Below are 23,203 nucleotides of genomic sequence, written 5' to 3' on the forward strand. Positions count from 1 at the left end.
TGTACACCACCTGCCCACCCACCGAATTCTCCCACAGGAGAATGCATTCCAAGTGTAGGAGTGAGCCTGCTCGCGATGAGGCCATCCGCAACACCGAACAGCTAAAAGGTGTACACCACCTGCCCACCCCACCGAAGTCTCCCACAGGAGAATGCATTCCAAGTGTAGGAGTGAGCCTGCTCGCGATGGGGCCATCCGCAACACCGAAGAGCTAAAAGGCGTACACCACCTGCCCACCCACCAAAGTCTCCCACAGGGGAATGCATTCCAAGTGTGGGAGCGAGCCTGCTCGCGATGGGGCTATCCGCAACACCGAAGCGCTAAAAGGTGTACACGACCTGTCCCGCCACCGAAGTCTCCCACAGGAGAATGCATTCCAAGTGTAGGAGTGAGCCTGCTCGCGATGAGGCCATCCGCAACACCGAAGAGCTAAAAAGCGTACACGACCTGTCCTGCCACCGAAGTCTCCCACAGGAGAATGCATTCCAAGTGTGGGAGCGAGCCTGCTCGCGATGGGGCCATCCGCACCACCGAAGCGCTAAAAGGTGTACACGACCTGCCCAGCCAAAGAGGTCTGCATGCGCCGCTCGACAATCGGACTGTCGGCCGCATCACCTGCCAGATACTGCGCGGCCAGCACCGTCGACACACTCCACTGATCATCAATCGGCATCGACCAGCTCAACTCCGCCCCTCGACTCACCAACCCTCCGCGAGTGTCATGCGTCCTGAACTGGCTGCGCGAAGCCTGCGCCACACTGACGCCATACCAGGTGCGCACGTAATGGCTGTCGCCAAACTGACTGTTCAGGCTGCCCACGACCTTGCCATAGTCGCCCTCATAAAACGGCGCGCTGATGCTCAGCTTCAGGCGATTCCAGGATGAACCGGTGTCGTGATCGTCATCGTCCTTTTCCAGCGCATGCTCGAACTCGGCGCCGAGAATGATCGGGCCCATGTGATAAGTCCCGTCCAGACCCAACGCCGGCCGCGACTTGATCGAGCCCATGCCGTTGAGCTCGTCCGAGCCTTTGAACCCGCTCTTGCGATCCTTGCGCACATCGCTCGCGCCGATGTACACGCTCAGGCCGAAGTCGTCTTCATCAAAAGCCCAGCCCAAACCCTTTTCCGTGTCCAGAAAGAGGCCATAGGGGCTGATAACCTTGGCGCCCAGCAGCGGCGCCACTACGCGCTCGTCGCTGCCGCTGTACCGCGGCGCGCTGGCGGCACCGGCGCGCAAGGTGTATTGCCAGTCTTCAGCGCGTAATGAGTCGGTGGGAAGCAGCAGGCAAAACGAAGTCAACGACAGACACATCGAACGTAACATGGGAGCACCCGAGGGGAGGTTGGATGCGCCCATGCTAGGCGGCCGCCGGCCGGCAATCTTTGAGAGCTTTGTCGGGAAACTGTCAAAGACTGTGAAGCGGCTTTAGCGGCTCAAACCCAGGCGTTCATGCCATTGGGCGATGGACTCCTCGGGGTAGACGTCGAATTGCTGGTCGGCAGGATGCGCCTCGACTTCCACCCACGGCGCCTTGGAGCCGAGCATCAAGTGCGTGTGTTCCGGTGGCACCGGCAATGGCGTGTCGATGGCCGAGGCAAACGGGTGGATCAGCTCCGGCCACTCAGGACTGAACAGCCACAAACCTGACCCGCAAAGGCTGCAGAAATGCCGTTCGGCGCTGCTGCTGTGGGCGCGTTTGTCGCCTTCGTCCTTGAGTCGTGCATGATAAATCGCGATGTGCTTGCGGCCGCGGACTTTCAGGCTGGCGGCATCACCGGCAATATTGATCGAGTAACCGCCACCGCCCTGAGTCTTGCGGCAGATCGAGCAATAGCAGCGCTGATAAGGGTAGGGGTGGGCGCTGGTCAAACTGAACGACACAGCGCTGCAATGGCAGGAACCTTCGAGCTGCATGGGAACCTCCGACAAGGGTTGGGTTTACCCCAGACAGCCTAGACCGTCAGCGGACGTCGACCGGCACCAGAATCGCATCACCGGTCGCCACCAGCTTCAGCTGGTCGCCGGTTTGCGCGAACAACTCGGCGCGGGCAAACACCTGCTTTTTGCCGGCCTTCACCACCCGACCCCTCGCGATGAACACTTCGCCAATGGCGGGTGCCAGGCAGTTGACCGAAAAATGTGAAGCCAGCACGTTGCCGGCAACCGTCCCTGCGGCGAATCCGCAGGCCGTGTCGAGCAGCGCGCCGATCAGGCCGGCGTGCAGAAAGCCTGCGTATTGCGCCATGTCGGCCTCGCGAAAAGCCAGGGTCAGCTCGGCTTCACCGCTCGCGGCCGCGGTCACTTCGAAGCCTGCCCAGCGGTTGAAGGCTGAGGTTGAATTGATGTGTTTGAGTGCGTCGAGCATGTCGAATCCCTCCGGTTGAGACACCAACATGCGCCGGGTTCCGGGGGAAGTCATGGTGGATAAGGGAGGGTGATGGGCCGCAGGATTTGTGGTGAATGTGCCGCCTTCGCGAGCAGGCTCGCTCCTACAGTTGAAATGCATTCCCCTGTAGGAGTGAGCCTGCTCGCGAAGAACGATAGCGCGGTCCCGCTGGACGCCCACCCATGCCCAAGGCAGCATGGTCGCCTTCATCACCGGGGCTGAATTCATGCGACGACTGCCTTCCTTAGCAGCACTCAGAACCTTCGAATGCGCCGCCCGCCACGCGCATTTCGGCCGGGCCGCCGCCGAGCTGTGCGTCACCGACAGCGCCGTCAGCCATCAGATCCGTCAGCTCGAAGAGCACTTGGGCGTCTCTTTGTTCATCCGCGAAGGTCGGCAAATCCGCCCGACCATGGCCGCAGGGCGATTGATGCAAAGCCTGCAGCACGCCTTCGAACTGATCGGCGAGGCCTGCGATGAATTGCGCGACCCGTCGTCGTTGGCGGTGTTGCGCCTGGCGGTCACCGCCGAGCTGGCGCAAAAGTGGCTGATGAGTCGGCTCACGGACTTCTACGCGCGCTATCCGCACATCACGCTGCACCTCTACGAACAACCGATCGACGCCACGGCGCCGGGGGAGGACATCGACCTGGCGATCACGTATGGAACGGGCCCGGTCGACAGCAGCGCGTACTTCGTCCGTCCCTTGCCGGCGTTGCAATTTTTCCCGGTGTGCAGCCCCGGCCTCTTCAACCAAGGCACCCTGAAAACCCCGAAGGACCTGGCGCGCCATTGCCTGCTGCACGACGATCAGGACGGCAAGACCTGGACCGCCTGGCTCACCAGTCATGCCGGCGATCAGCGTCCCGAACGCCAACTGTATTTCGCCCACGCGGGCCTGGCGCTGGAAGCGGCGGCGCAAGGGCAGGGCGTGGCCATGGGCGACAATCTGACGGCTCAGGAAGACTTGCTCAGCGGTCGTCTGGTCCGGCCATTCACCTCCAGCATGACCGCGCTCGGGCAATATGCACTGGTGTGTGAGCGGGTGCGTCTGGAGCGTCCGGCCGTGGCGCAGATGCTGGAGTGGTTCAACGATCAGCTGATCGATTGATGAGTTGAATTCAAGTATTCCGAAATAATCATCGTTGGCGAGGAGGGCGCCGACGACCTTAGCCTGTGGTCATTCCAATCCCCGCTGATGAGGTCTGACCATGGCACGTTTGCTCGATTCCACCCCGAAACTCGACGGCTTCCGCCTGCCCGGCGAATTCGAAACCAAGGCCGGTTGCTGGCTCGGCTGGCCGGAACGTACCGACGTCTGGCGCAACGGTGCCAAGCCTGCGCAGAAAGTCTGGGTGCAGATCGTCACCGCCATTGCCCAGAGCGAACCCGTGACGGTGTGTGCTTCCGCCGCCCAGTTCGCCACCGCTCGCCGCCAGTTGCCGCCTGAGGTTCGCGTGGTGGAAATGACCTGCAACGACACCTGGTTCCGCGACAGTGGCCCGTGCTTTGTGGTCAACGACGACAGCGGTGAAGTGCGCGGCGTCGACTTCGAGTTCAACGCCTATGGCGGTCTCGACGGCGGGTTGTACTACCCGTGGGACAAGGACGATCAGATCGCCAGCAAGATTCTCGAAATCGAGCGTTTCGACCGTTATCGCGCGCCGTTGATTGCCGAGATGGGCGGGATCCAGAGTGACGGCCAGGGCAGCATCCTCACCACCGAGCAATGCCTGCTCAACCGCAATCGCAACCAACATCTGGGCAAGGAAGAAGTGACCCGTCGCCTGACCGATTACCTCGGTGCCGAGCAAATCATCTGGCTGCCACGGGGTTGCAAGTTCGACGAAACCGACGGCCACGTCGACGATCTCGCCTGCTTCGTGCGCCCCGGCGAAGTGGTGCTGCAATGGACCGATAATCGCGATGACCCGCAGTGGGAAATCTATCAAGAGGCCTACGACATTTTGCGCAGCACCCGCGACAGCCGTGGCCGCGAGTTGATCGTGCACAAGCTGCCGCAACCGGATGTGCTGGAGTGGACCGCTGAAGAAGCCGAAGGCCTGGACCAGCAAGACAGCACCCATACCCGTCAGGCCGGGACCCAAATCTGCGCGTCGTACATCAACTACTACGCCGGCAACAGCTCGATCGTGGTGCCGCTGTTTGGTGATCGCAACGATCAGGCGGCGCAGGCGACGCTGGCCGAATTGTTCCCGCAGCACACAATTGTCGGCATCGAAAACTCCCGGGAAATCCTCCTCGGTGGCGGCAACGTCGCATGCATCACCATGCCGCAATACGCCGCCCCCGCCAACAACAGGAAGGGAGTTTAATCATGGGCCTGCACAAACTGACTCAAGCGTTATTGCTGGTGCTTGCACCCATGTGTGTGCAGGCCGCCGACACCGCGAAACCGGTGGTGAACCTGTACATCTGGGGCGAATACCTGGCCCCGGATACCCTGGCCAATTTCGAGAAGAAAACCGGCATCCATGTGGTGGTCGATCACTTCGACTCCCTTGAAACTGCCGAGACCAAACTGCTGACCGGCCGCAGCGGTTATGACCTGGTGCTGACGGCGGGGCAGCACCTGTCCCGGGCGATCCAGAGCGGGGCGATTCAAACACTGAACCTGCAACGGCTGCCGCACTTTGCTGGCGTCGGCGAAGAGTTCCGCCAGCACATGGCGGCGTTCGATCCGGGCAATCGTTATGCCGGGATCTACGCCTGGGGCACTACCGGGGTCGGCTATCAGGAAGAGGCGATCAAACAGCGTTTGCCCGATGCGCCACGGGACAGCTGGGCGATGCTGTTCGACCCGGCCGTGGTGTCGAAATTTGCCGATTGCGGGGTCAGTCTGCTCAACGACCCGAACGAGGTGTTTGCCGCGGTCATGAAGTACATGGGCCTGGACATCAACCGCCAGAACCTCGATGACCTGAAACTGGCCGAACAACAATTGGCGAAGATCCGGCCGTACATCCGCTACTTCGACAATGACCTGAACATCAGCGACCTGGCCAACGGCAATACCTGCGTGGCGATGTCGTGGAACGGCAACGTGGCCATCGCGGCCGGGCAGGCCGAGGCGGCGAACAAACCGTTCAAGCTCAGTTACCGGATACCGAAGGAGGGCACGTTGATCTGGTTTGACGCCATGGTCATTCCCAAGGATGCACCGCACCCCGAGGCCGGGCTGGCGTTGATGGATTACCTGATGACACCCGAAGTGATTGCGCCGATCACGGACACCATTCACTACGCCAATGCGATTACGGCGGCGGACGGGTTGATTGATCCGGCGATTCGTAACGATCCAGGGACGTATCCGTCGGCGCAGGTGAGGGCTTCGTTGTATAGCAAGAATGACAATGGCAAGGCGTTCAACCGGGCGCTGATTCGGGCGTTCAGTCGGTTGAAATCCGGGTTGTGATCGGCTTTGAGTGATGCGGTGAATGGGCAATCGCCTTCGCGGGCAAGCCCGCTCCCACAGGTCGGGCACAGATGCTGCGTACACAAAAATCCTTGTGGGAGCCGGCTTGCGCGCGATGAACGATAACCCGGTTTATTTGCCGGTCATCCGCCACAAATACCAGGAAGCCACCGTCCGATACGGACGCCACGCCAAGCCAATCTCCACCATCTGCTTACGCGTCGGCTGCACCTCCAGACCCTTCAGCCGGCGATACCCCTCACGCACCCCAAAGTCATCCGCCGGCAAAATATCCGGTCGCTCCAGGCTGTAAATCAGCAGCATCTCGACCGTCCAGCGCCCAACCCCGCGCAAGGTAATCAACCGCTCGATCAGCGCCTCATCGTCCATCGCCAGTGCGGTGGCGTAATCCGGTACGACACCGTCCAGAGCCGCCTGCGCAATCCCTTGAATGGTCGCGATCTTGCCCGCGGAAAACCCGCAACTGCGCAGTGGATCAAAGCCTGTCGCCAGAATCTGCTCAGGCCTTGGAAACGTCGTCGCCGGAAACAACGCCAGCAGCCGGCCGATAATCGCATCCCCGGCCTTGGCGTGCAGTTGCTGATAGGCAATCGCCCGCACCAGCGATTCATAGGGATCGCGAGCTGCGTGGGGCGCATGCAGGCAGGGGCCAACGGCGGCGATGTGGCGCCGCCAGTCGTCATCGATTGATGACAGAAACCCGGTCGCGGGCAGATAGGGATCGGGCATGGCGATCAAGCGTTCCCGGCAGGTTTCAGCAGGGCATTGATTTCCCCATACGTGAAGGCCTTGAGGTGGCTGCTGTCGAGTTTGCCAGTTTCCAGAAAACCTTTGGCCAGGGACGCCATGGCGCCATACAGAAATTCGGCGATGCCCGAGCCGGCACTCAGGCGTCGCACGCCGAGTGATTGCAGCGCTTCAGGCGACGGCAAACCCGGCAACCCGAGCACATTCACCGGCAGCGGTGTGCCCTGGCACAGCGCAGCGATTTCATACTCCGCCGTGACGCCCGCCGCAAACAGCCCGTCAGCCCCCGCCGCCTGATACAACGCGGCACGCCTGAGCGTTTCGGCGACGCGGTCTTCGGCAGGCACCAGACCCCTTAAGTACACGTCGGTGCGGGCATTGATGAACAGCTTCACCTTGCGCCGATCGGCCACCTGCCGGGCGACTTCGATCTTGCGCACCAGCAGCTCAGGCGCGCAGGCACCGTCCTCGATATTGATCCCCACCGCGCCGGCCGCGATTACCGCATCAACGACTTCGGCCACCCGCGTCAGGTCATCGGAATAACCGGCCTCGATGTCGACGGTCAACGGCACCGAGATCACCCGGGCGATGGACTCGACGGTCGATATCAGGCGTTCGAGGGGCAGGGCATTGCCGTCCGCATATCCATGCGCCCAGGCCACCGCCGCGCTGCTGGTGGCCACGGCCTTGCAGCCCAGTTGCTCAACGATGCGCGCCCCGGTGGCGTCGGCGACGTTAGTCAGGATCAGTAAGCCGTCGTGGTGCAGTTGATGAAATCGAGTGTCCATCGAATGTCGTTCCTTATGACGTTTGCAGAAAATCAGGGGATCAGAATGCGAGTTGTCCGGTCAGCTGCACCGCGGCTTTTTCCAGCCGGAGCAAAAACGCCTTGCGCGGTTGACCTCCACCATAGCCCGTCAACGAGCCGTCTGCACCGATCACCCGGTGGCAGGGCAATACAATCGAAAGACGGTTCTGCCCGTTGGCCAGGCCCACGGCGCGACTGGCGCCGGGCTTGCCCAGTGTTGCGGCGATGGTGCCGTAGGTGCTGGTCTGGCCGTAGGGGATCTTCGCCAGTTCAGCCCAGACCTGCCGCGCAAATTCGCTGCCGGGCAAGTGCAGTGCGACGGTGAATTCAGTGAGTTTTCCGGCGAAATACTGGGTCAGCTCGGCTTCAATCTGCTGCAAATGGGCGTTGTGTCCCGGCGCCACGGCATAGCCATAACGCTTCTGCAGTTCTTCGACTTCCCGGGTCAGTGCCGGTCGATCCAGAAACTCCAGCAGCACCAGTCCACGGCGTTCGGCCATGGCGATCATCGGCCCAAGCGGTGTGGTCAGGCGCGTGAACAACAGCGGCTCGCTGTTGGCCGCGCGGCCCGGCGTGATGTGAAAGGATTTTTGAAACGCATCGCGAAAACCGCTCAGGGATTCGTAGCCCGAGTCAAACGCCACATTGTCGATGGAATCGCCCTGTTTGATACCGCCCAACGCCATCCCCAGGCGTCGGGTGCGCAGCCAGGCGTGGAAGGTCATGCCGAAATGCTGCTTGAACCAGCGGCGCAGTTTCAGCGGCTCGATGCCCTCTGCCAATAACTGGGCATCGGTCCAGCGCAGGTCGGGATCGTTGTCCACCGACTTGAGCAGCCCCTGCACCCAGTCCGGCGCAATGGCCGCGGCGTCCAGCGGTTTGCAGCGCAGGCAAGCGCGATAGCCCGCCGACATGCACTCATCGGCGTGGGCGAAGAACTCGACGTTCTCCGGCTTGGGCTTGCGCGCCGTGCAACTGGGGCGGCAGAAGATTCCAGTGGTCTTCACGGCAGTAAAGAACACCCCCTCGTAGGCGGTGTCTCGTTCGAGCATGGCGCGAACCATCTCGGCGTGGGGCGGAAGCAAAGCGTTTTGTAGGTTCATGGGCTGAGCATAAGGCCCGTTGGGCGACGTCTCCACCGGAAAATCGACAGGGAATTTCGCTGACTCGTTACAGGGGGGGCGATGCGGTCGCATTCGATTTTCGGTTCGACGTGCGGTGCCATGCACCCGCGACGGGCCGGCCAGTCCCCAATGGCTTTTGTGCCGGCGAATTCCGAAGAGTCTTTGTTATCGACAGGCTCGCGACCAAAACCAACGCACTTTCCCCCTGCTAATGCTTGTGTCGGTGATGGATGTCCGGAAAGTGTGGATGGCTGTGACGGATCGGCGTGTGCTGATGTTCGTGGCTGTGCGGCTCGGTCCCGTCCCACTCGAACGAATGCTCATGTTGATGATGCTCGTCATGCACGTGCCGATGGCCATGGGTGAGTGCCACGTGCTGATGCTCATGAGCATGATGCTCCCTGAGATGTATCCAGACGCCCAGGCCCATCAGCAGCGACGCAATCCAGAACGTCAGGGAAACCGTCTCACCGAACAGCAGGAGGGCGATGGCAGCGCCGAGAAAAGGCGCCGTGGAAAAGTAGGCGCCCGTGCGAGCAGTGCCCAGCCCGCGCAACGCCAGCACGAACAACACCAGGCTGATGCCGTAGCCGAGGAAGCCGACGATCAACGTCGGCCCGATCACCGTGATGTGCGGCAGTTTTGCCCCCAGCAGCAACGCCAGCGAGCAGTTCACCAACCCTGCGGCCAGCCCCTTGATCCCGGCAATGAACACGGCATCCGAGGCCGACACCTTGCGCGTGAGGTTGTTATCGATCGCCCAACAGGCGCAGGCCAGTGCGACCGCCATTGGCCCGATCCAGCCTTGTGGCTGAGCCGAATCGTGCGGCCACGCCAGGAGCAATCCACCCGCGACAATGGCCAGCATCCCGGCGACGATGCGTCGGTCCGCATTTTCCTTGAACACGACCCACGCCAGCACGGCAGTCAGTACCGCTTCGAGGTTGAGCATCAGCGAGGCTGTGGCGCCGGAGGTCAGGGTCAAACCAAACATCAGCGCCACCGGCCCCAGCACGCCGCCAAACACGATGGCACCGATCAGCCAGGGCCATTCAGACGCTTTCAGGCCGCTGGGCTGCCAGCCCCGGTCGCGGATCAGCCTGACGAGGGTCAAGCCCAGCCCGCTGCCCAGATACAGCAATCCAGCCAGCAGGATCGGCGAGACGTCCAGGCCCAACACCTTGGCCAGCGGCGTACTCGCCCCAAACAGCGCGGCTGCGCTCAGGGCATAGACAACGTTCAGGTTCATTCGAGGCTCGGCGAGTATTGATTAGTGATGCAGCGCAGTTTGAACCTGCGCTGCATCCCGTCAACCCCTGGAATCAGGCGCGACGCGCCATCAACAGCACCGAAGCCGCCGCCGACAACAACCCCGCGCAGCAACGGTTGAATAGCCGCTTGCCCCGGGGCTCGGCAAACCAGCGGCGCATGTGCAGGCCCATGTAGGCGTAGGCGCTGATGGCGATCCATTCCAGCATCAGGAACAACGCACCGAGCAACGCAAACTGTGGCGTCACGGCGCGGGTCGGGTCGACGAACTGCGGCAGGAACGCGGTGAAGATCAGGATCGCCTTGGGGTTGCCGGCCGCCACCAGAAACTCCTGTCGCGCCAGCGCCAACACGCCGACCGACGCACCCGTCGCGGCTTTTTCGACGCCCGGATCGGCGCGCCACAATTGCCATGCGAGGTAAAACAGATACGCCGCGCCAACGATCTTGATGCCGTAGAACAGCAACTCGGACGTTTGCAGCACCACCGCCAACCCGGCCGATGCCAAGGCAATCATCCCGGCAAACGCCAGCAACCGCCCGATCCCGGCCACGCAGGAGATGCGGTAGCCGTAGCGGGTCGAGTTGCTGACCGACAGCAGATTGTTCGGGCCCGGCGCCATGTTCAGGGAAGCAGGCGGGGATAAACAGCGTGAGCGTGGCGAGGTCCATGACAGGTCTCCGGTAACGAGAGCGGTATTTTTATCATGGGCGGCGGGGGCTTTCCCCGTACAGCGGTGGACGCAAGTCGCCGTACACTTTTGTTGTTTGTCGTGAGTGCGCGCCCGCTCATTCAACATGATTTGCGGGCGCTTGTTTAAAACCCGTCGGGTTTACTTCCTGAAAGCTACAAATCCTTGCGCCGTTGCCTACGGCTGCGCCAGAATCCGCCGGCTTGTTGTGCTGTAGACCTTGATTCTATTGTTTCCGTGCCGCTGAACACTCAGCGGTCGGGCTTGGAAACTCGACGGGTAAACGACACGAAGGCACCTCTTCATAACGTATTTTTTCGCACTAAGTGCGTTGCGTTATGGCGGCTGTGCGTGGGAGACCTTATAGGTCTGCCGGGCTCGTTTACCCTGGTTTTCCAACCTGCGTACAGCTGCCACCCCTTCGCTTGGAAACGAACGTGGCAGCCTCACCAGTAAACGAGGTTTCACCATGTTCAAAGTCACACCAAACCCGCCGGACACCGATCCGGTTTCCCCATACGAACCTGACTCAAAGAAGCTCAACGAGGCTGCGGAACGGGCGCTCGACTTCCACTTCCCGTCGAATGCCGATATCAAAGCCACTCCGCGAATACGCAGCGCCCTGTTTTCCGTAGACCCCGAGGCCTCGGCCGAAACCCTGGCGGTTTATCTGGTCGAGACCCTGGCCTCGGTCGATGTGATGGTCCATCAGTTGGTGGATCATCTGGAGGGTGAATCGCGTTACGCGTTGTTGGGTATATCCAACAGCATCATGACGGCGGAGATCACGGCAAACCGGGTGTTGGATAAGATTGATCTGCCCAAGTAGGTGCCGCTTGCTGTGGTGAGTGGCTAACGGATGTTTGGCTGTTCATCAGGGCCAGAAGTGACATAGCCGCGACTCGTACGTTTCAAACGCGAAGAACCCCCAGTGGTCTGCCGATCACTGGGGGTTTTTGTTGGCCGCAAGACCGGCCGGTTTCATCGCCGGTCATGCTCCCCCGGTCACATGTTGCGTATCGCCTCGTTCTCGTTAAGCACGAAATTTCATGAGCTCCTTCCAAATGTAACCGTAGCTGTAGCGAAGCCATGCAACTTTTAACAAGTCGAAGTTACGTCGTAGCCAACTGTTTTTTCGCGCTTTTAGTTCTTTGGCTATTTCATCCAGCAACCATTCATCCTTAAAACCAGTCCAGACAGGAGGGACTGGCGTTTCGAGGTTGCTGAAACACACAGGCGCGACCTCTGAGTACAAAATGTCCTCAACGACCTTTGGGTCATAGCCCCGGATTCGTTCTGCGATAGAGGCGTAGTCGACGGAGCTGTCTACAAAAGCCTCTGCCAGCGCGATCTGGATGCTTGCTCGTTCCGCAGTTGTCAGATGTCCCAATGGGCCAGCTCCTCTAGTTCTGCGTCGAACGTATGCAGTGATGTGACTGCGCCATTTCCGTACCGCACGAGAGCGGTATTTTTATCATGGACGGTGAGGGGCTTTCCCCGTACAGCGGTAGACGCAAGTCGCCGTACACTTTTGTTGTTTGTCGTGAGTGCGCGCCTGCTTATTCAACATGATTTGCGGGCGCTTGTTTAAAACCCGCCGGGTTTACTTCCTGAAAGCTACAAATCCTTGCGCCGTTGCCTACGGCTGCGCCAGAATCCGCCGGCTTGTGCGTCTTGGGCCTGGGCTCTATCGTTTCCGGGTCGCTGCCAATTCAGCGTCCGGATTTGACCGTCCGACTCAATCAAGGCGCACCAGTGCCCAAGAAAAGTTTCCGGCTTTTTTGCGGTGGCTGTGCGCGGGACATCTTCGGGTGTGCCGGATTCCTTGATTTCCGGTCGGTCAACCCGCGTACAGCTGCCACCTTCATTCGTTTGACCGCGAATGGTGGCAGCTCCACTAATCAAGGAGCATCACAATGTTCAAGGCCACACCCAATCCCCCGGGAACCGACGACGTTTCCCCCTACGAATCCGCCGATTCCAAAAAGCTCAACGAAGCCGCCGAGCGAGCGCTCGACTTCCACTTCCCGTCGAATGCCGATATCAAAGCTATCCCGCGAATACGCAGCACCCTGTTTTCCGTAGACCCCGAGGCCTCGGCCGAAACCCTGGCGGTTTATCTGGTCGAGACCCTGGCCTCGGTCGATGTGATGGTCCATCAGTTGGTGGATCATCTGGAGGGTGAATCGCGTTACGCGTTGCTGGGTATATCCAACAGCATCATGACGGCGGAGATCACGGCGAACCGGGTGTTGGATAAGATTGATCTGCCCAAGTAGGTGCCGCTTGCTGTGGTGAGTGGCTAACGAATGTTTGGCTGTTCATCAGGGCCAGAAGTGACATAGCCGCGACTCGTACGTTTCAAACGCGAAGAACCCCCAGTGGTCTGCCGATCACTGGGGGCTTTTGTTGGCCACAAGACCGGCCGGTTTCGCCGGGCACCGTCGGTCTACCTCGCAAACCTCCTCGCACCCACCACACACAAAATCACCGCAACAGTGACTCCGAGCATGCCGAGGCTGACCTGCTCGTGAAGCAACGTGGCCGCCAGCGCCAATCCAAAAAACGGCTGTAGCAGCTGCAGCTGGCCAACGGCTGCAATCCCCCCTTGGGCCAATCCGCGATACCAGAATACGAAGCCGATCAGCATGCTGAAGAGCGACACATACGCCAGGCTCCACCAGGCCGGCGCGCTGATGCCCGAGAACGAAGAGGGCGTCAGCCACCAGGTCAGTGGCGCCACGATCGGCAGTGACACTACCAGCGCCCAGGAAATCACCTGCCAGCCGCCCAGGGTTTTGGAAAGCTTCGCCCCTTCGGCATAACCGAGGCCGCAGGCAAGAATGGCCAGTAGCATCAGGATGTCGCCGGCCGGCGAAGCGGTGAGCCCCTGGGAAACGGCGAACCCGACCACCAGTAAACTGCCCAGGACCGAGAAGAACCAAAAGGCCGGCCGGGGACGCTCGCCGCCGCGCACCACCCCGAACGCGGCGGTCGCGAGTGGCAACATGCCGACGAAGACAATGGAGTGCGCGGACGTCACATATTGAAGCGCCAGCGCCGTCAGCAGCGGAAACCCGACCACCACGCCCAGCGCGACGATGACCAAGGGCAGCATCTGGTGGCGCGCAGGGCGCTTTTCCTTGAACAGCCACAACATGCACAGCGCCAGCACGCCGGCGATGGTGGCTCGGGCGACGGTCAGAAAGACCGGCTCGAATTCCAGGACGGCCACCCGTGTCGCGGGCAGCGAACCGCTGAAGATCAGGACGCCTATGAGTCCATTGATCAACCCGCTGGTGTTCTTTTCCACGGTCTGGTTTTGCAGCTTCGATGTGCGTTCCATTTGGCGTCCACTCAAGGGGCGGGGTTGCGTTCAGCGCATCGTATGACCGACTATCGATACAATCAAAAAATTGTCATGGATACATTTCCCTATGCCTCGCTCCCGGTACAAGTCGCTGGTGGACGCCTTCGCAGCCGATATCCGCTCAGGGCGTTTGCCGCCCGGTACGCGCCTGCCGACTCATCGTTTGCTCGCCGCCAGCCATGGCTTGGCCTTGGTCACTGCCAGTCGGGTCTATGCAGAGCTGGAGGCCATGGGCCTCGTCAGTGGCGAAACGGGGCGCGGGACTTTCGTCCGGGAGACTTCGCTGCCGCCCAGCCTGGGCATTCATCAGCCCAGCGTGGCGGCGGGGATGATCGACCTCAACTTCAACTATCCCTCGGTACCGGGGCAGGCCGATCTGCTGCGCAATGCCTTGCGTCAGCTCGCATTGTCCGGTGACCTGGAATCCCATCTGCGCTATCAACCGCACGCGGGGCGCCTGCATGAGCGGGCATCAGTCGCGCGCCATCTGGAGGTGCGCGGGCTGACGGTACAGGCCGAGCAGGTGTTGCTCGTCAGTGGCGCGCAGCATGGTTTGACGGTGGCGTTGATGGCGCTGCTGCAACCGGGTGACGTGATCGCGGCCGACGCCTTGACCTATCCAGGGTTCAAGGTGCTGGCTGAAACGCTGCATCTGGAAGTCGTGCCTATTCCCGGGACCGATACCGGGCCGGATCTGGAGGCGCTGGAAAAGCTCTGCCGGAGCCGATCGGTGCGAGCCGTCTACACCATGCCGACGCTGCACAATCCGCTGGGATGGGTGATGGCCGCCGATCAGCGTGAACGCCTGGTGGCGATTGCGCGCCAGCATGACCTGCACATCATCGAGGACGCTGCCTACGCGTTCCTGGCCGAAGACTCGCTGCCGCCGCTCGCGCAACTGGCCCCCGAAAGAACGGTGTACGTTTCAGGCTTTTCCAAGAGCGTCGCCACCGGCCTGCGCGTCGGATTCGTCGCTGCGCCCCTGCAAACCGTGCCCGCACTGGAGCGCACGATCAGGGCGACTACCTGGAATACCCCCGGGGTGATGACGGCGATTGCGTGTGCGTGGATCGATGACGGCACCGTCAGCCAGCTCGAAGCGCAAAAACGTGCAGACGCACAGGCCCGCCAGGCCGTGGCCGATCAGCACCTGGCCGGCCTGCAATTCGTGCGCCATCCATCCTCCTACTTTATCTGGCTGCCCTTGTCGGAAGACGCACGGGCCGACCAGATTGCCATGGCATTGATGCGCGAGCAGGTGGCGGTATCGACCGCCGAACCGTTTGCGACTTCTGTCCATGTGCCCCACGCAATCCGCCTGGCGCTGGGTTCGGTGGATTTGGGCGCACTTGCCGTGGCTCTGGAGAAAGTGAAGCGGGTGGTCGGGGCGTACACGTAGCGAAGTCATTGCCCGGGTGTGATCACTTCGCTAGCCACACACCCATAACCACAACCATGACCTACGCTTGTTCACAGACGCATGTTCAGAGAGCAGGGTTTGCTCCTGAGCGCGATTCAATCGGCACCCCACAAAAATAATATCGGGAGAGTCCCTATGCTTGCCTTGCTCCGTCGATCAAGCCGCTTCATGGCAATTGCCGTCACCGCTGCCGCGCTCGCGGCTCCGGCGTTTGCGCTGGACACCGTCAAGTTCATGGCCCCTGGCTCGGTCGGTGGCGGCTATGACCAGACCGCACGGGATCTGGGCAAAGCCCTGGTCGAGGCCAAGGCGGCCAAATCCGTCACCTTCGAGAACAAGGGCGGCGCTGGCGGTACGCTCGGGCTGGCGCAATTTGCCAACAGCACCAAGGGCGACCCGAATGCGCTGCTGGTGGTCGGGGCGATCATGGTCGCAGGTATTGAACAGAACAAACCGCAAATCACCTTGAAGGACGTGACACCGGTTGCCCGGCTGTTCACCGAATACAACGTCATTGCCGTACGCAAGGAGTCCGAGTTCAAAACCCTGGAGGACTTGCTCAAAGCCTTCAAGGACAAACCCTCCAGCATCACGTGGGGCGGAGGTTCCAAGGGGTCGATTGATCACATCGGGATCGCCGACCTGGCCGGCAAAATGGGAATCCCCGTTAACAAGGTGAACTACGTGGCGTTCGCGGGTGGGGGCGAAGTGGTGGCGCAGGTACTCGGAGGCCAGATCAAGGTGATCACCGGAGGTTATGCCGAACTGGGCCAATACATCCGCAACGGCCAGTTCCGGGTGCTCGCCATCGGCGCGCCCGAGCGCATTGCCGGCATCGACGCGCCAACGCTCAAAGAGAGTGGTTACGACGTGACTATCGGCAACTGGCGCGGTGTTTACGGTGCCGCGGGCCTCACACCCGAGCAGCGCAAGGAAGTGACGGACGCCGTGCTGGCCGCCGCCGCCAGCGATGGCTGGAAAGCCAATGTCGAGACCAATAAATGGGCGCCCAACCTTCTGACCGGCGATGAGTTCGGCAAATTCGTCGACGAGGAACACGTGCGGCTGCGCGCGATGCTGGTCGAGGTCGGGTTGATTGCGAAATGAACCCGACTCGTAGAATCCTGCCGGTGCAACTGGCGATTGGCCTCGGTGTGGTCGCCATCAGTACAGTGTTGGCGCTCGGCGCCAACCGCTTTCCTGAGGAAATGGGTTTCGTCATCCTTGGCGCTCACGTCTATCCCTACGCATTAGCGGTGTTCCTCGGTGTGGTCGGTCTGTTGCTGTGTTATCAGGCCGTCACCGGTGGTTTTCGCGAATTGGCCGATCACGAAGACGAGTCTGCCAAGGCGCTGCCCGGCGGCAAACTCGGGGCTGCCTGGGTGACCGCGGGCCTGGTGGGCGTGGCAGTGCTGATCAACCTCATCGGGTTCGTGCTGTCGGCGGGGTTGTTGTTCGCCTGTTCAGCCCGGGGGTTTGGCAGTCGTCGCCCGGTGCGCGACCTCGCCATCGGCATTGCCCTGACGCTGCCGATTTACTGGCTGTTCAACGCCGGGCTCGGCGTGTCCCTTCCGCCCCTGATCAACGCCTGGATCTGAGGAGGTAAAGCACGGTGGATATTCTCTCAAGCCTGGCCATCGGTTTCGCCGCCGCGCTGACCCCGATCAATCTGATGTGGGGATTCATCGGCTGCCTGCTCGGCACGGCCATCGGTGTGTTGCCGGGGATCGGACCGGCGCTGACCGTTGCGCTGCTGTTGCCGATCACGGCCAAGGTCGACCCCACGGGGGCGCTGATCATGTTCGCCGGGATCTATTACGGCGCTCAGTTCGGCGGCTCGACCACGTCCATCCTGCTCAATACCCCCGGGGAATCGTCGTCCATGGTCACGGCCCTGGAAGGCAACCTCATGGCCCGAAACGGACGGGCAGGGCCGGCCCTGGCGACGGCGGCTATCGGGTCGTTTGTCGCCGGCACCATCGCGACGGTCCTGCTCACCTTGTTTGCGCCCATCGTTGCCACGTTGGCACTGAAGTTTGGTCCGGCGGAGTATTTTGCGATTCTGGTGCTGTCCTTCACGACGGTGTCGGCAGTGCTCGGCGCTTCGATGCTGCGGGGTTTCGTCTCGCTGGGGATTGGCTTGACGATTGGCTTGATCGGCCTGGATTCGACCTCGGGCATTGCCCGCTACACCCTGGGCGTGCCGGAGTTGGTGGATGGCATTGAAGTCGTGCTCGTGGCAGTCGGTTTGTTTGCCGTGGGCGAGGCGCTGTACAGCTTGCTGTATCAAAAAGAAGAAGCGTCCGGTCGGCACCGGCTAACGTCTTTGTGGATGACGCGCGCCGACTGGAAACGCTCGATTCCCGCCTGGCTGCGGGGCACTCTGATCGGTTTTCCTTTCGGCTCCATTCCGGCCGGTGGCGCTGAAATCCCGACCTTTTTGTCCTATTCGGCCGAACGCAAACTGAGCAAGTTTCCCAAAGAGTTTGCAGGCAGCAAGGGCGAGGGTGCCATCGAAGGCGTTGCCGGCCCCGAGGCCGCCAACAATGCCAGCGCGACCGGTTCCCTGGTGCCGCTGCTGACGCTGGGCATTCCGACTTCCGCCACGGCTGCAATCCTGTTGGCCGCGTTCCAGAACTACAATCTGCAACCGGGGCCGATGCTGTTCCAGACCTCGGGTGATCTGGTCTGGACCCTTGTCGCCTCGCTGTACATCGGCAACGTCATCCTGCTGGTGTTGAACCTGCCGTTGGTGGGGTTGTGGGTCAAATTGTTGCAGATTCCCCGACCGTACCTGAACGCCGGCATTCTGGTGTTCGCCACCATTGGTGTATACGGCATGCGCCACTCTTCGTTCGACCTGCTGCTGATGCTGGCAATCGGTTGGGGCGGGGTGCTGATGCGGCGCTTCGATTTCCCTGTCGCGCCGGTGATCGTGGGCATGCTGCTGGGACCGATGGCCGAAAAACAGCTGCGCAACGCGTTGTCCATCAGCGAAGGTGACTGGATGATCTTTCTGACGCAACCTATCGCCGCGTCGTTTCTCGCGCTGACCCTGTTGGTGTTGATCGTGCCCCATCTGCTGCACGCTCGGGGCATCAAGTTGCATGAGGATGATTAGGCAGTTTTCTTCAATACGCAGGGCAGGGCGCTCAGTACCTTGGGCGCTGGTTTTCCTGAATTGAAGAAGGTGTGCGATGAGTCTGATTATCTCCATGGCCACATTTGCCCTGGTGGCGTCGATAACGCCGGGTCCGGTCAACATTGTCGCGTTGAGTTCGGGGGCGCAGTTCGGCTTTCGCGCCAGTCAGCGGCATGTGGCCGGGGCCACGTTGGGCTTTGTGTTATTGCTGGTGTTGATGGGCCTGGGGCTGCATGAGGTGTTGCGCATCTGGCCCGCGCTGACACAGGTGGTGCAACTGGCGGGCGTGGCGTTTTTGTTGTTCATGGCCTGGAAGCTTGCGGCAGACGATGGTCGCATCGACGCCAAAGAGTCGCGCCGGGCACCGTCGATGCTGTATGGCGCGGTGATGCAATGGCTTAACCCGAAAGCCTGGCTGGCGTGTGTGGCGGGCATGGGCGCCTTCGTCGCGGACGGCGAGGCGCGGTTGGTCTGGCAGTTTGCAGCGGTGTATCTGGTGATTTGCTACGTGTCGGTGGGGTGCTGGGCGTATGCCGGAACTTTCCTGCAGGGCTATCTGAATAACCCTGCAGGCATGCGCTTGTTTAACCGCGTCATGGCGCTATTGCTGGGGGCGAGTGCCGTGTATCTGCTGGTTTCCTAGCCCCCGGCCACTCACCTCAATCGAGACCGTGCAGTAAACTGAACTCATTTTTTATCAACGGCGTGCTTAGCCTCGATACTGTCCCGGTGTCGCTGCCAGATGCTGTTTGAATACCCGCTGGAAATGCGCCTGATCGGCAAATCCCGCTTCCAGTGCTACCTCCGCAATCAACTTGCCATTGCGCAATTGATCACGGGCGAACTGGATACGCCGGTTGACCAGAAAGGCATGGGGCGTCATGCCGTAATGGTGCTTGAAGGCGCGAATCAGGTAGGACGGAGACAGTTGAGCCGCGTCGCAAATATCCTCGAGCTTGAGTGGGTGTGTACAGTTGTCACGAATGTAGTCGGCGGCCCGTTCCAGCTTGAAGTTGGGTTCGCGCAACGCTTGATCGACCGGGTTTAGCCGCTGTTGCACATCGGTAAAAAACTCCACCGCCGCACTGTGTTTGCACAACACGTCCTGCCAGGGATCAACCAGTATTTCGTACAAGCTGTTGAGGCCGTCGAACAGGTTGCCATCGCGGGTGTGGGTGACGGAAAACCGCCTGAAGGCGGAGTCCTGGCTGAAGCCGAGCTGACGCTGCAAATCCGTCAGCCAGGGCGTTTCGACGTACAGCATCAAGTATGACCACGGCTGGTCGTCGATCGGATTGCAGGCATGGACATCATCAGGGTTCATCAACACCACGGTGCCGGCGCTGACCTGGAACTGCGCTTGCTCATGAAGGTAAGTACTGCGCCCGGCGGTGATCGCACCGATGGAAAAGTGCTCGTGGGAATGCCGGGTGTAGCAGACCTCGCGGCCGTCGGCGATGGAACGGGCCTCGATGAAGGGCAGGGCATCGTCTCGCCAGAAACGGGGTGCTGTGTCAGCGTCTTTGGCAAAGGTGTGCTTCATCGTCAATGTCCTCGGCAGGCCAGCAACGGAGTGTATTAGCTCTCGTCGTCAAAGGCTCGTCGCAACGCGGCAATGTCGAGCTTTTTCATCTGCATCATGGCTTGCATGGCGCGTTGGGATTTCTTCGTGTCGGGGTCTTTGAGCATGTCCATCATGGCGACCGGCACGATCTGCCAGGACAAGCCGAACTTGTCCTTGACCCAACCGCACTGCTCGTTCTGCGGATGGGCGGAAAGCGAGCCCCAGAAATAGTCGACTTCTTCCTGGGTCTGGCAGTTGACCTGAAACGAAATCGCTTCGCTGAACGTGAACACCGGGCCGCCATTGAGGCCTGTCATGGGCTGCCCGTCGAGTTCGAAGCTGACCGTCATCACAGAGCCTTCGGGCATGCCATGAACCTCCTGGCCGGCCTTGCCGTAGTGAGTGATGGCAGTGATTTTCGAATGATCGAAGATCGAACAGTAAAACTTCGCTGCCTCTTCGGCCTGATTGTCGAACCAGAGGCAGGGCGTCAGTTTTTGCACGCGTTGCATGATGAAGCTCCTCTACGGGTGATTCATGCTGGATTATCAGCGTAGCCAGCTTGTAGTCGATTGGCTGGACCGTAGATCGACATTTACCCTTAGGTCTTAGTGTGCGATTGAGTCAAAATGACACTTATATGAGTCATATAGACCATTAACGAGAGTGGTCGTTATGACTCATATCGCTTCAGGGTGCTGATTTGGAAGGATTAAAAAACTGGCATGAGACTTGATACGTAAAACGTACAACTGAACTGCTTCAGGAGTACGGAAAAATGTTCGAGTTCTTCAACAATCCTCAGAACGTTCTGAACCTGTCGAGTCGCGTGCTGGGCGCGGGTCTGGCACTGCTTTTGGCGGGCATCTACGGCGCGTATCTCTACGGCGGCCATGTGCCAATCGTGGCGCTGGTGATGATGCATGCCATGACCATCGTCGGGCCGACCTTGCTCAAGATCGGCTACGTGATGCGCCTGCTGGCCCAGCATCGGTTGAGTAAAGGTTTGGTCAGGGCGTTGGCCTGATGCGCAGACTCGCCGCTGCACCCCTTTTCAGTCTCGGCTTTCGACCCTTCTTTCTGGCGATCGCCGGTGCGAGCCGGGTGTTTCCGGTACCGTTTTCCGGGTGGGGGCTGGGACTCTCGGCGTTGCTGTGGAGCGGCGCTTTCGGCCTGTTTCTCATGCACTACACCGGCATCCTGTTGAGGCCGAGACTCTAATGCCCAAGGCCGCCGCGATCAGCGATCCACTGCGTGGCCATGTCGATGAAAGCGCGCAGTTTCGGTTGAGTCTGGGTACGGCTGGGGAAGTACAGGTACAACCCCGAACTCAGCGGCACAAACGGCTGCAGCACTCGCTCCAGCTGACCGTTCGCCAGCTCGTCGATGATCTCCAGGTTGCAGGCGTAAGCTAATCCGAGCCCGTTTCGGGCGGCGCTGATCAGTAGCTTGCGATCATTGACGAGCACGCCACTCTCGACGCCCACCGTGAAGTCTCGCCCGTCGCGGCGAAACTCCCAGCGATGCGCGCTGCCGGAGCTGGCGAAGCGGAAGCCGATGCACGCATGCCGGGTCAGCTCTTCCGGGCTGAGCGGTTTGCCGGCCTTGGCGAAGTACGCTGGCGAACCCACCACCGACCATTGCAGGTCCGGTGTCAGGCGCACGGCGATCATGTCTTTCTCGATGGACTCTCCCAGCCGGATCCCGGCATCGAAACCGCTTTCCATCAAGTCGACTGTGGCGTCGTCCAATGAAATGTCGAGGCTGACCTGCGGATAAGCCTGGCGAAACAGCGGCATCAGCGGCTCGATCAACAAGGCGCCGGACAGGCGTGGCGCGGTGATGCGCAACGTGCCCATCGGTTGGTCGCGAAAACCGCTGAGCACCGCCAAAGCTTCGTCGATTTCACTGGCCGCCGGACGCAAGCGAGCGAACAGGCTGGCGCCAGCCTCGGTCAACGCCACCCGGCGCGTAGTGCGCTGGAACAGCAACACGCCGGTGCGCCGCTCGAGCAGTTTGATCGCGTGGCTGACCGCCGTGGGCGTCACCGCCAACCGGGTGGCGGCGAGGGTGAAGCTTTTGTGCTCGGCCACCGCCAGAAACTCGGTCAAGCCATCGAAAGGATCGTGATTCATATCGGCGCCATTATGAAAGACAGTTTCATAGTGCTTGTAACACGAGGGCATTTTTCAGACCAATCTTCCTGCGTACCTTGTGCTCACCCCAACCCGAACAAGGAACTCGATTCATGACCACTTCCCACACCTTCAAACGTGTCTGGCTCATCACTGGCGCTTCCCGCGGTATCGGCGCCAGGATCGCGGCCGCTGCACTGGCCAATGGCGACGCCGTGGTGGCCACCGCCCGTGATGCCAGCAGCGTCACCCAACGTTTCGGCACTCAACCCGCGTTGCTCGCCGTGTCCCTGGATGTCACCAACGAAGCGCAAGGCGTTGCGGTCGCCAAGGCCGCCATCGAGCATTTCGGGCGCATCGATGTGTTGGTCAACAACGCCGGCTTTGGTTTGCTGGGCGCGGTGGAAGAAGCCAGCGCCGATGAAGTGCGCCGTGTGTACGAAACCAACGTCTTCGGTTTGCTGAACATCACTCGGGCCGTGTTGCCATACATGCGCGCCGCCCGCAGTGGGCATGTGATCAACCTGTCATCGGTGGGTGGTTACGCGTCGGGGCCGGGGTTTGGCGTCTATTGCTCGACCAAGTTTGCCGTCGAAGGCCTGAGCGAGGCGTTGCACGCCGAGTTGGCACCTGTGGGCGTCAAAGTCACCGTGGTTGAGCCTGGATATTTCCGGACCGAATTCCTCGAGGGCAACTCCCTGGTCGAATCCCCGTCGACGATTGCCGACTACGACAGCACGGCGGGTGAGGTGCGCAAAATTGCCAAGGCCGTGACCCTGAACCAGCCGGGCGACCCGGACAAGCTCGCCCAGGCCATGATTATCCTGGTGGAAGCGAAAAAGGCACCGCTGCGCTTGCCGCTGGGCAGTGATTGCGTCGCGGCGATCGAAGCCAAGAACGCCTTCGTCGCTGATGAGTTGCAGACGTGGCGCGAGGTGTCGGTGTCCACCGACTACTGATCGCAATCTTTGTGGCCAGGGAGCTGCTGTGGCGAGGGAGCTTGCTCCCGCTTGGCTGCGAAGCGGCCCCAAGCCCTCCAAACCCGGTACATCAGAAAAACCGTGTTAGCTGGTTTTGCGACG

25 protein-coding genes and 1 pseudogene are annotated in these 23,203 nt (G+C 60.8%); 13 read left to right on the forward strand and 13 right to left on the reverse strand.

Annotated elements, in window-relative coordinates:
* Nucleotides 1-538: 538 nt before the first annotated feature.
* From JIO00_RS12890 to JIO00_RS12900, 3 genes are all read right to left on the reverse strand, one after another.
* The gene (locus JIO00_RS12890; protein WP_077750494.1) at nt 539-1,327 is read right to left on the reverse strand and encodes a MipA/OmpV family protein; all 789 of its coding nucleotides are present in this window, start codon (nt 1,325-1,327) and stop codon (nt 539-541) included.
* A gap of 102 nt (nt 1,328-1,429) precedes the next feature.
* Nucleotides 1,430-1,918, reverse strand: coding sequence for a GFA family protein (locus JIO00_RS12895; RefSeq protein WP_010459717.1), 489 nt, complete (start codon nt 1,916-1,918; stop codon nt 1,430-1,432).
* Nucleotides 1,919-1,964: 46 nt separating this feature from the next.
* On the reverse strand, nt 1,965-2,399 hold the full coding sequence (locus tag JIO00_RS12900; protein ID WP_229801754.1) for a PaaI family thioesterase: 435 nt from the start codon (nt 2,397-2,399) through the stop codon (nt 1,965-1,967).
* A gap of 217 nt (nt 2,400-2,616) precedes the next feature.
* Between JIO00_RS12900 and JIO00_RS12905 the strand changes: the two genes are divergently transcribed.
* The 3 genes from JIO00_RS12905 (at nt 2,617) to JIO00_RS12915 (ending at nt 5,826) form a co-directional block, all read left to right on the forward strand.
* On the forward strand, nt 2,617-3,501 hold the full coding sequence (locus JIO00_RS12905) for a LysR substrate-binding domain-containing protein (protein ID WP_200668394.1): 885 nt from the start codon (nt 2,617-2,619) through the stop codon (nt 3,499-3,501).
* Nucleotides 3,502-3,601: 100 nt separating this feature from the next.
* Entirely contained in the window at nt 3,602-4,726 is a 1,125-nt protein-coding gene (gene aguA, locus JIO00_RS12910) for an agmatine deiminase (RefSeq protein WP_077750492.1), read from the forward strand.
* A 2-nt stretch (nt 4,727-4,728) separates the two neighbouring features.
* Complete coding sequence (locus tag JIO00_RS12915) at nt 4,729-5,826, forward strand: extracellular solute-binding protein (RefSeq protein ID WP_010459725.1); 1,098 nt, start codon at nt 4,729-4,731, stop codon at nt 5,824-5,826.
* 132 nt (nt 5,827-5,958) lie between these two features.
* Here the strand turns inward: JIO00_RS12915 and JIO00_RS12920 are convergent, their stop codons facing one another.
* The 5 genes and pseudogenes from JIO00_RS12920 to JIO00_RS12940 all read right to left on the reverse strand — a co-directional run bounded on the left by JIO00_RS12920 (nt 5,959) and on the right by JIO00_RS12940 (nt 10,470).
* Nucleotides 5,959-6,576: a DNA-3-methyladenine glycosylase family protein gene (locus JIO00_RS12920; RefSeq protein WP_200668398.1), complete on the reverse strand. Its 618-nt coding sequence runs from the start codon at nt 6,574-6,576 to the stop codon at nt 5,959-5,961.
* A gap of 5 nt (nt 6,577-6,581) precedes the next feature.
* On the reverse strand, nt 6,582-7,385 hold the full coding sequence (locus JIO00_RS12925) for an isocitrate lyase/PEP mutase family protein (protein ID WP_200668400.1): 804 nt from the start codon (nt 7,383-7,385) through the stop codon (nt 6,582-6,584).
* A 40-nt stretch (nt 7,386-7,425) separates the two neighbouring features.
* Complete coding sequence (locus JIO00_RS12930; protein ID WP_200668402.1) at nt 7,426-8,508, reverse strand: bifunctional transcriptional activator/DNA repair enzyme AdaA; 1,083 nt, start codon at nt 8,506-8,508, stop codon at nt 7,426-7,428.
* Nucleotides 8,509-8,737: 229 nt separating this feature from the next.
* Entirely contained in the window at nt 8,738-9,778 is a 1,041-nt protein-coding gene (locus tag JIO00_RS12935; RefSeq protein WP_200668404.1) for a DMT family transporter, read from the reverse strand.
* A gap of 73 nt (nt 9,779-9,851) precedes the next feature.
* A pseudogene (locus JIO00_RS12940) lies at nt 9,852-10,470 on the reverse strand (LysE family translocator).
* A gap of 489 nt (nt 10,471-10,959) precedes the next feature.
* Here JIO00_RS12940 and JIO00_RS12945 point away from each other — a divergent pair.
* Nucleotides 10,960-11,319 (forward strand): DUF6124 family protein, encoded by a 360-nt coding sequence (locus JIO00_RS12945; RefSeq protein ID WP_077750487.1) that lies wholly within the window; start codon nt 10,960-10,962, stop codon nt 11,317-11,319.
* A 204-nt stretch (nt 11,320-11,523) separates the two neighbouring features.
* Here the strand turns inward: JIO00_RS12945 and JIO00_RS12950 are convergent, their stop codons facing one another.
* Nucleotides 11,524-11,880 (reverse strand): DUF7079 family protein, encoded by a 357-nt coding sequence (locus JIO00_RS12950; protein ID WP_077750545.1) that lies wholly within the window; start codon nt 11,878-11,880, stop codon nt 11,524-11,526.
* 526 nt (nt 11,881-12,406) lie between these two features.
* Between JIO00_RS12950 and JIO00_RS12955 the strand changes: the two genes are divergently transcribed.
* A complete protein-coding gene (locus JIO00_RS12955) occupies nt 12,407-12,769 on the forward strand; it encodes a DUF6124 family protein (RefSeq protein WP_010459737.1) in 363 nt (120 codons plus the stop codon).
* Between the two features lie 170 nt (nt 12,770-12,939).
* Here JIO00_RS12955 and JIO00_RS12960 read toward each other — a convergent pair whose 3' ends face one another.
* The gene (locus JIO00_RS12960; RefSeq protein ID WP_077750513.1) at nt 12,940-13,836 is read right to left on the reverse strand and encodes a DMT family transporter; all 897 of its coding nucleotides are present in this window, start codon (nt 13,834-13,836) and stop codon (nt 12,940-12,942) included.
* Between the two features lie 91 nt (nt 13,837-13,927).
* Here JIO00_RS12960 and JIO00_RS12965 point away from each other — a divergent pair, with 91 nt between their 5' ends.
* The 5 genes from JIO00_RS12965 to JIO00_RS12985 all read left to right on the forward strand — a co-directional run bounded on the left by JIO00_RS12965 (nt 13,928) and on the right by JIO00_RS12985 (nt 19,065).
* Complete coding sequence (locus tag JIO00_RS12965; RefSeq protein WP_200668406.1) at nt 13,928-15,259, forward strand: aminotransferase-like domain-containing protein; 1,332 nt, start codon at nt 13,928-13,930, stop codon at nt 15,257-15,259.
* 156 nt (nt 15,260-15,415) lie between these two features.
* Nucleotides 15,416-16,387, forward strand: coding sequence for a tripartite tricarboxylate transporter substrate binding protein (locus tag JIO00_RS12970; protein WP_102594382.1), 972 nt, complete (start codon nt 15,416-15,418; stop codon nt 16,385-16,387).
* On the forward strand, nt 16,384-16,878 hold the full coding sequence (locus tag JIO00_RS12975) for a tripartite tricarboxylate transporter TctB family protein (RefSeq protein WP_077750510.1): 495 nt from the start codon (nt 16,384-16,386) through the stop codon (nt 16,876-16,878). Before JIO00_RS12970 ends, JIO00_RS12975 begins: the two co-directional genes overlap by 4 nt.
* Nucleotides 16,879-16,892: 14 nt before the next feature.
* Nucleotides 16,893-18,401 carry a tripartite tricarboxylate transporter permease gene (locus JIO00_RS12980; protein WP_010459748.1) on the forward strand — a complete coding sequence of 503 codons (1,509 nt, stop codon included), beginning with the start codon at nt 16,893-16,895 and terminating at the stop codon, nt 18,399-18,401.
* 76 nt (nt 18,402-18,477) lie between these two features.
* The gene (locus JIO00_RS12985; protein WP_010459750.1) at nt 18,478-19,065 is read left to right on the forward strand and encodes a LysE family translocator; all 588 of its coding nucleotides are present in this window, start codon (nt 18,478-18,480) and stop codon (nt 19,063-19,065) included.
* A gap of 66 nt (nt 19,066-19,131) precedes the next feature.
* Here JIO00_RS12985 and JIO00_RS12990 read toward each other — a convergent pair whose 3' ends face one another.
* Both JIO00_RS12990 and JIO00_RS12995 read right to left on the reverse strand, forming a co-directional pair.
* Nucleotides 19,132-19,965 carry an AraC family transcriptional regulator gene (locus JIO00_RS12990; RefSeq protein ID WP_010459752.1) on the reverse strand — a complete coding sequence of 278 codons (834 nt, stop codon included), beginning with the start codon at nt 19,963-19,965 and terminating at the stop codon, nt 19,132-19,134.
* Between the two features lie 35 nt (nt 19,966-20,000).
* Nucleotides 20,001-20,498, reverse strand: coding sequence for a VOC family protein (locus JIO00_RS12995; protein WP_200668408.1), 498 nt, complete (start codon nt 20,496-20,498; stop codon nt 20,001-20,003).
* Nucleotides 20,499-20,764: 266 nt separating this feature from the next.
* On the opposite strand from JIO00_RS12995, the gene JIO00_RS13000 reads away from it, so the two are divergent.
* Nucleotides 20,765-21,013: a transmembrane sensor/regulator PpyR gene (locus JIO00_RS13000; protein ID WP_077750507.1), complete on the forward strand. Its 249-nt coding sequence runs from the start codon at nt 20,765-20,767 to the stop codon at nt 21,011-21,013.
* Nucleotides 21,013-21,207, forward strand: coding sequence for an NnrS family protein (locus JIO00_RS13005; protein WP_200668410.1), 195 nt, complete (start codon nt 21,013-21,015; stop codon nt 21,205-21,207). Before JIO00_RS13000 ends, JIO00_RS13005 begins: the two co-directional genes overlap by 1 nt.
* On the opposite strand, the gene JIO00_RS13010 is transcribed toward JIO00_RS13005, so the two are convergent.
* Nucleotides 21,204-22,121 (reverse strand): LysR family transcriptional regulator, encoded by a 918-nt coding sequence (locus JIO00_RS13010; protein ID WP_234452955.1) that lies wholly within the window; start codon nt 22,119-22,121, stop codon nt 21,204-21,206. The two genes, JIO00_RS13005 and JIO00_RS13010, sit on opposite strands and share 4 nt — an antisense overlap.
* 113 nt (nt 22,122-22,234) lie before the next feature.
* Here JIO00_RS13010 and JIO00_RS13015 point away from each other — a divergent pair, with 113 nt between their 5' ends.
* On the forward strand, nt 22,235-23,080 hold the full coding sequence (locus JIO00_RS13015) for an oxidoreductase (RefSeq protein ID WP_200668414.1): 846 nt from the start codon (nt 22,235-22,237) through the stop codon (nt 23,078-23,080).
* Nucleotides 23,081-23,203 lie beyond the last annotated feature (123 nt).

Origin of the sequence: Pseudomonas sp. SW-3 (genome assembly GCF_016615645.1) — a bacterium.
Lineage (GTDB): Bacteria > Pseudomonadota > Gammaproteobacteria > Pseudomonadales > Pseudomonadaceae > Aquipseudomonas > Aquipseudomonas mandelii.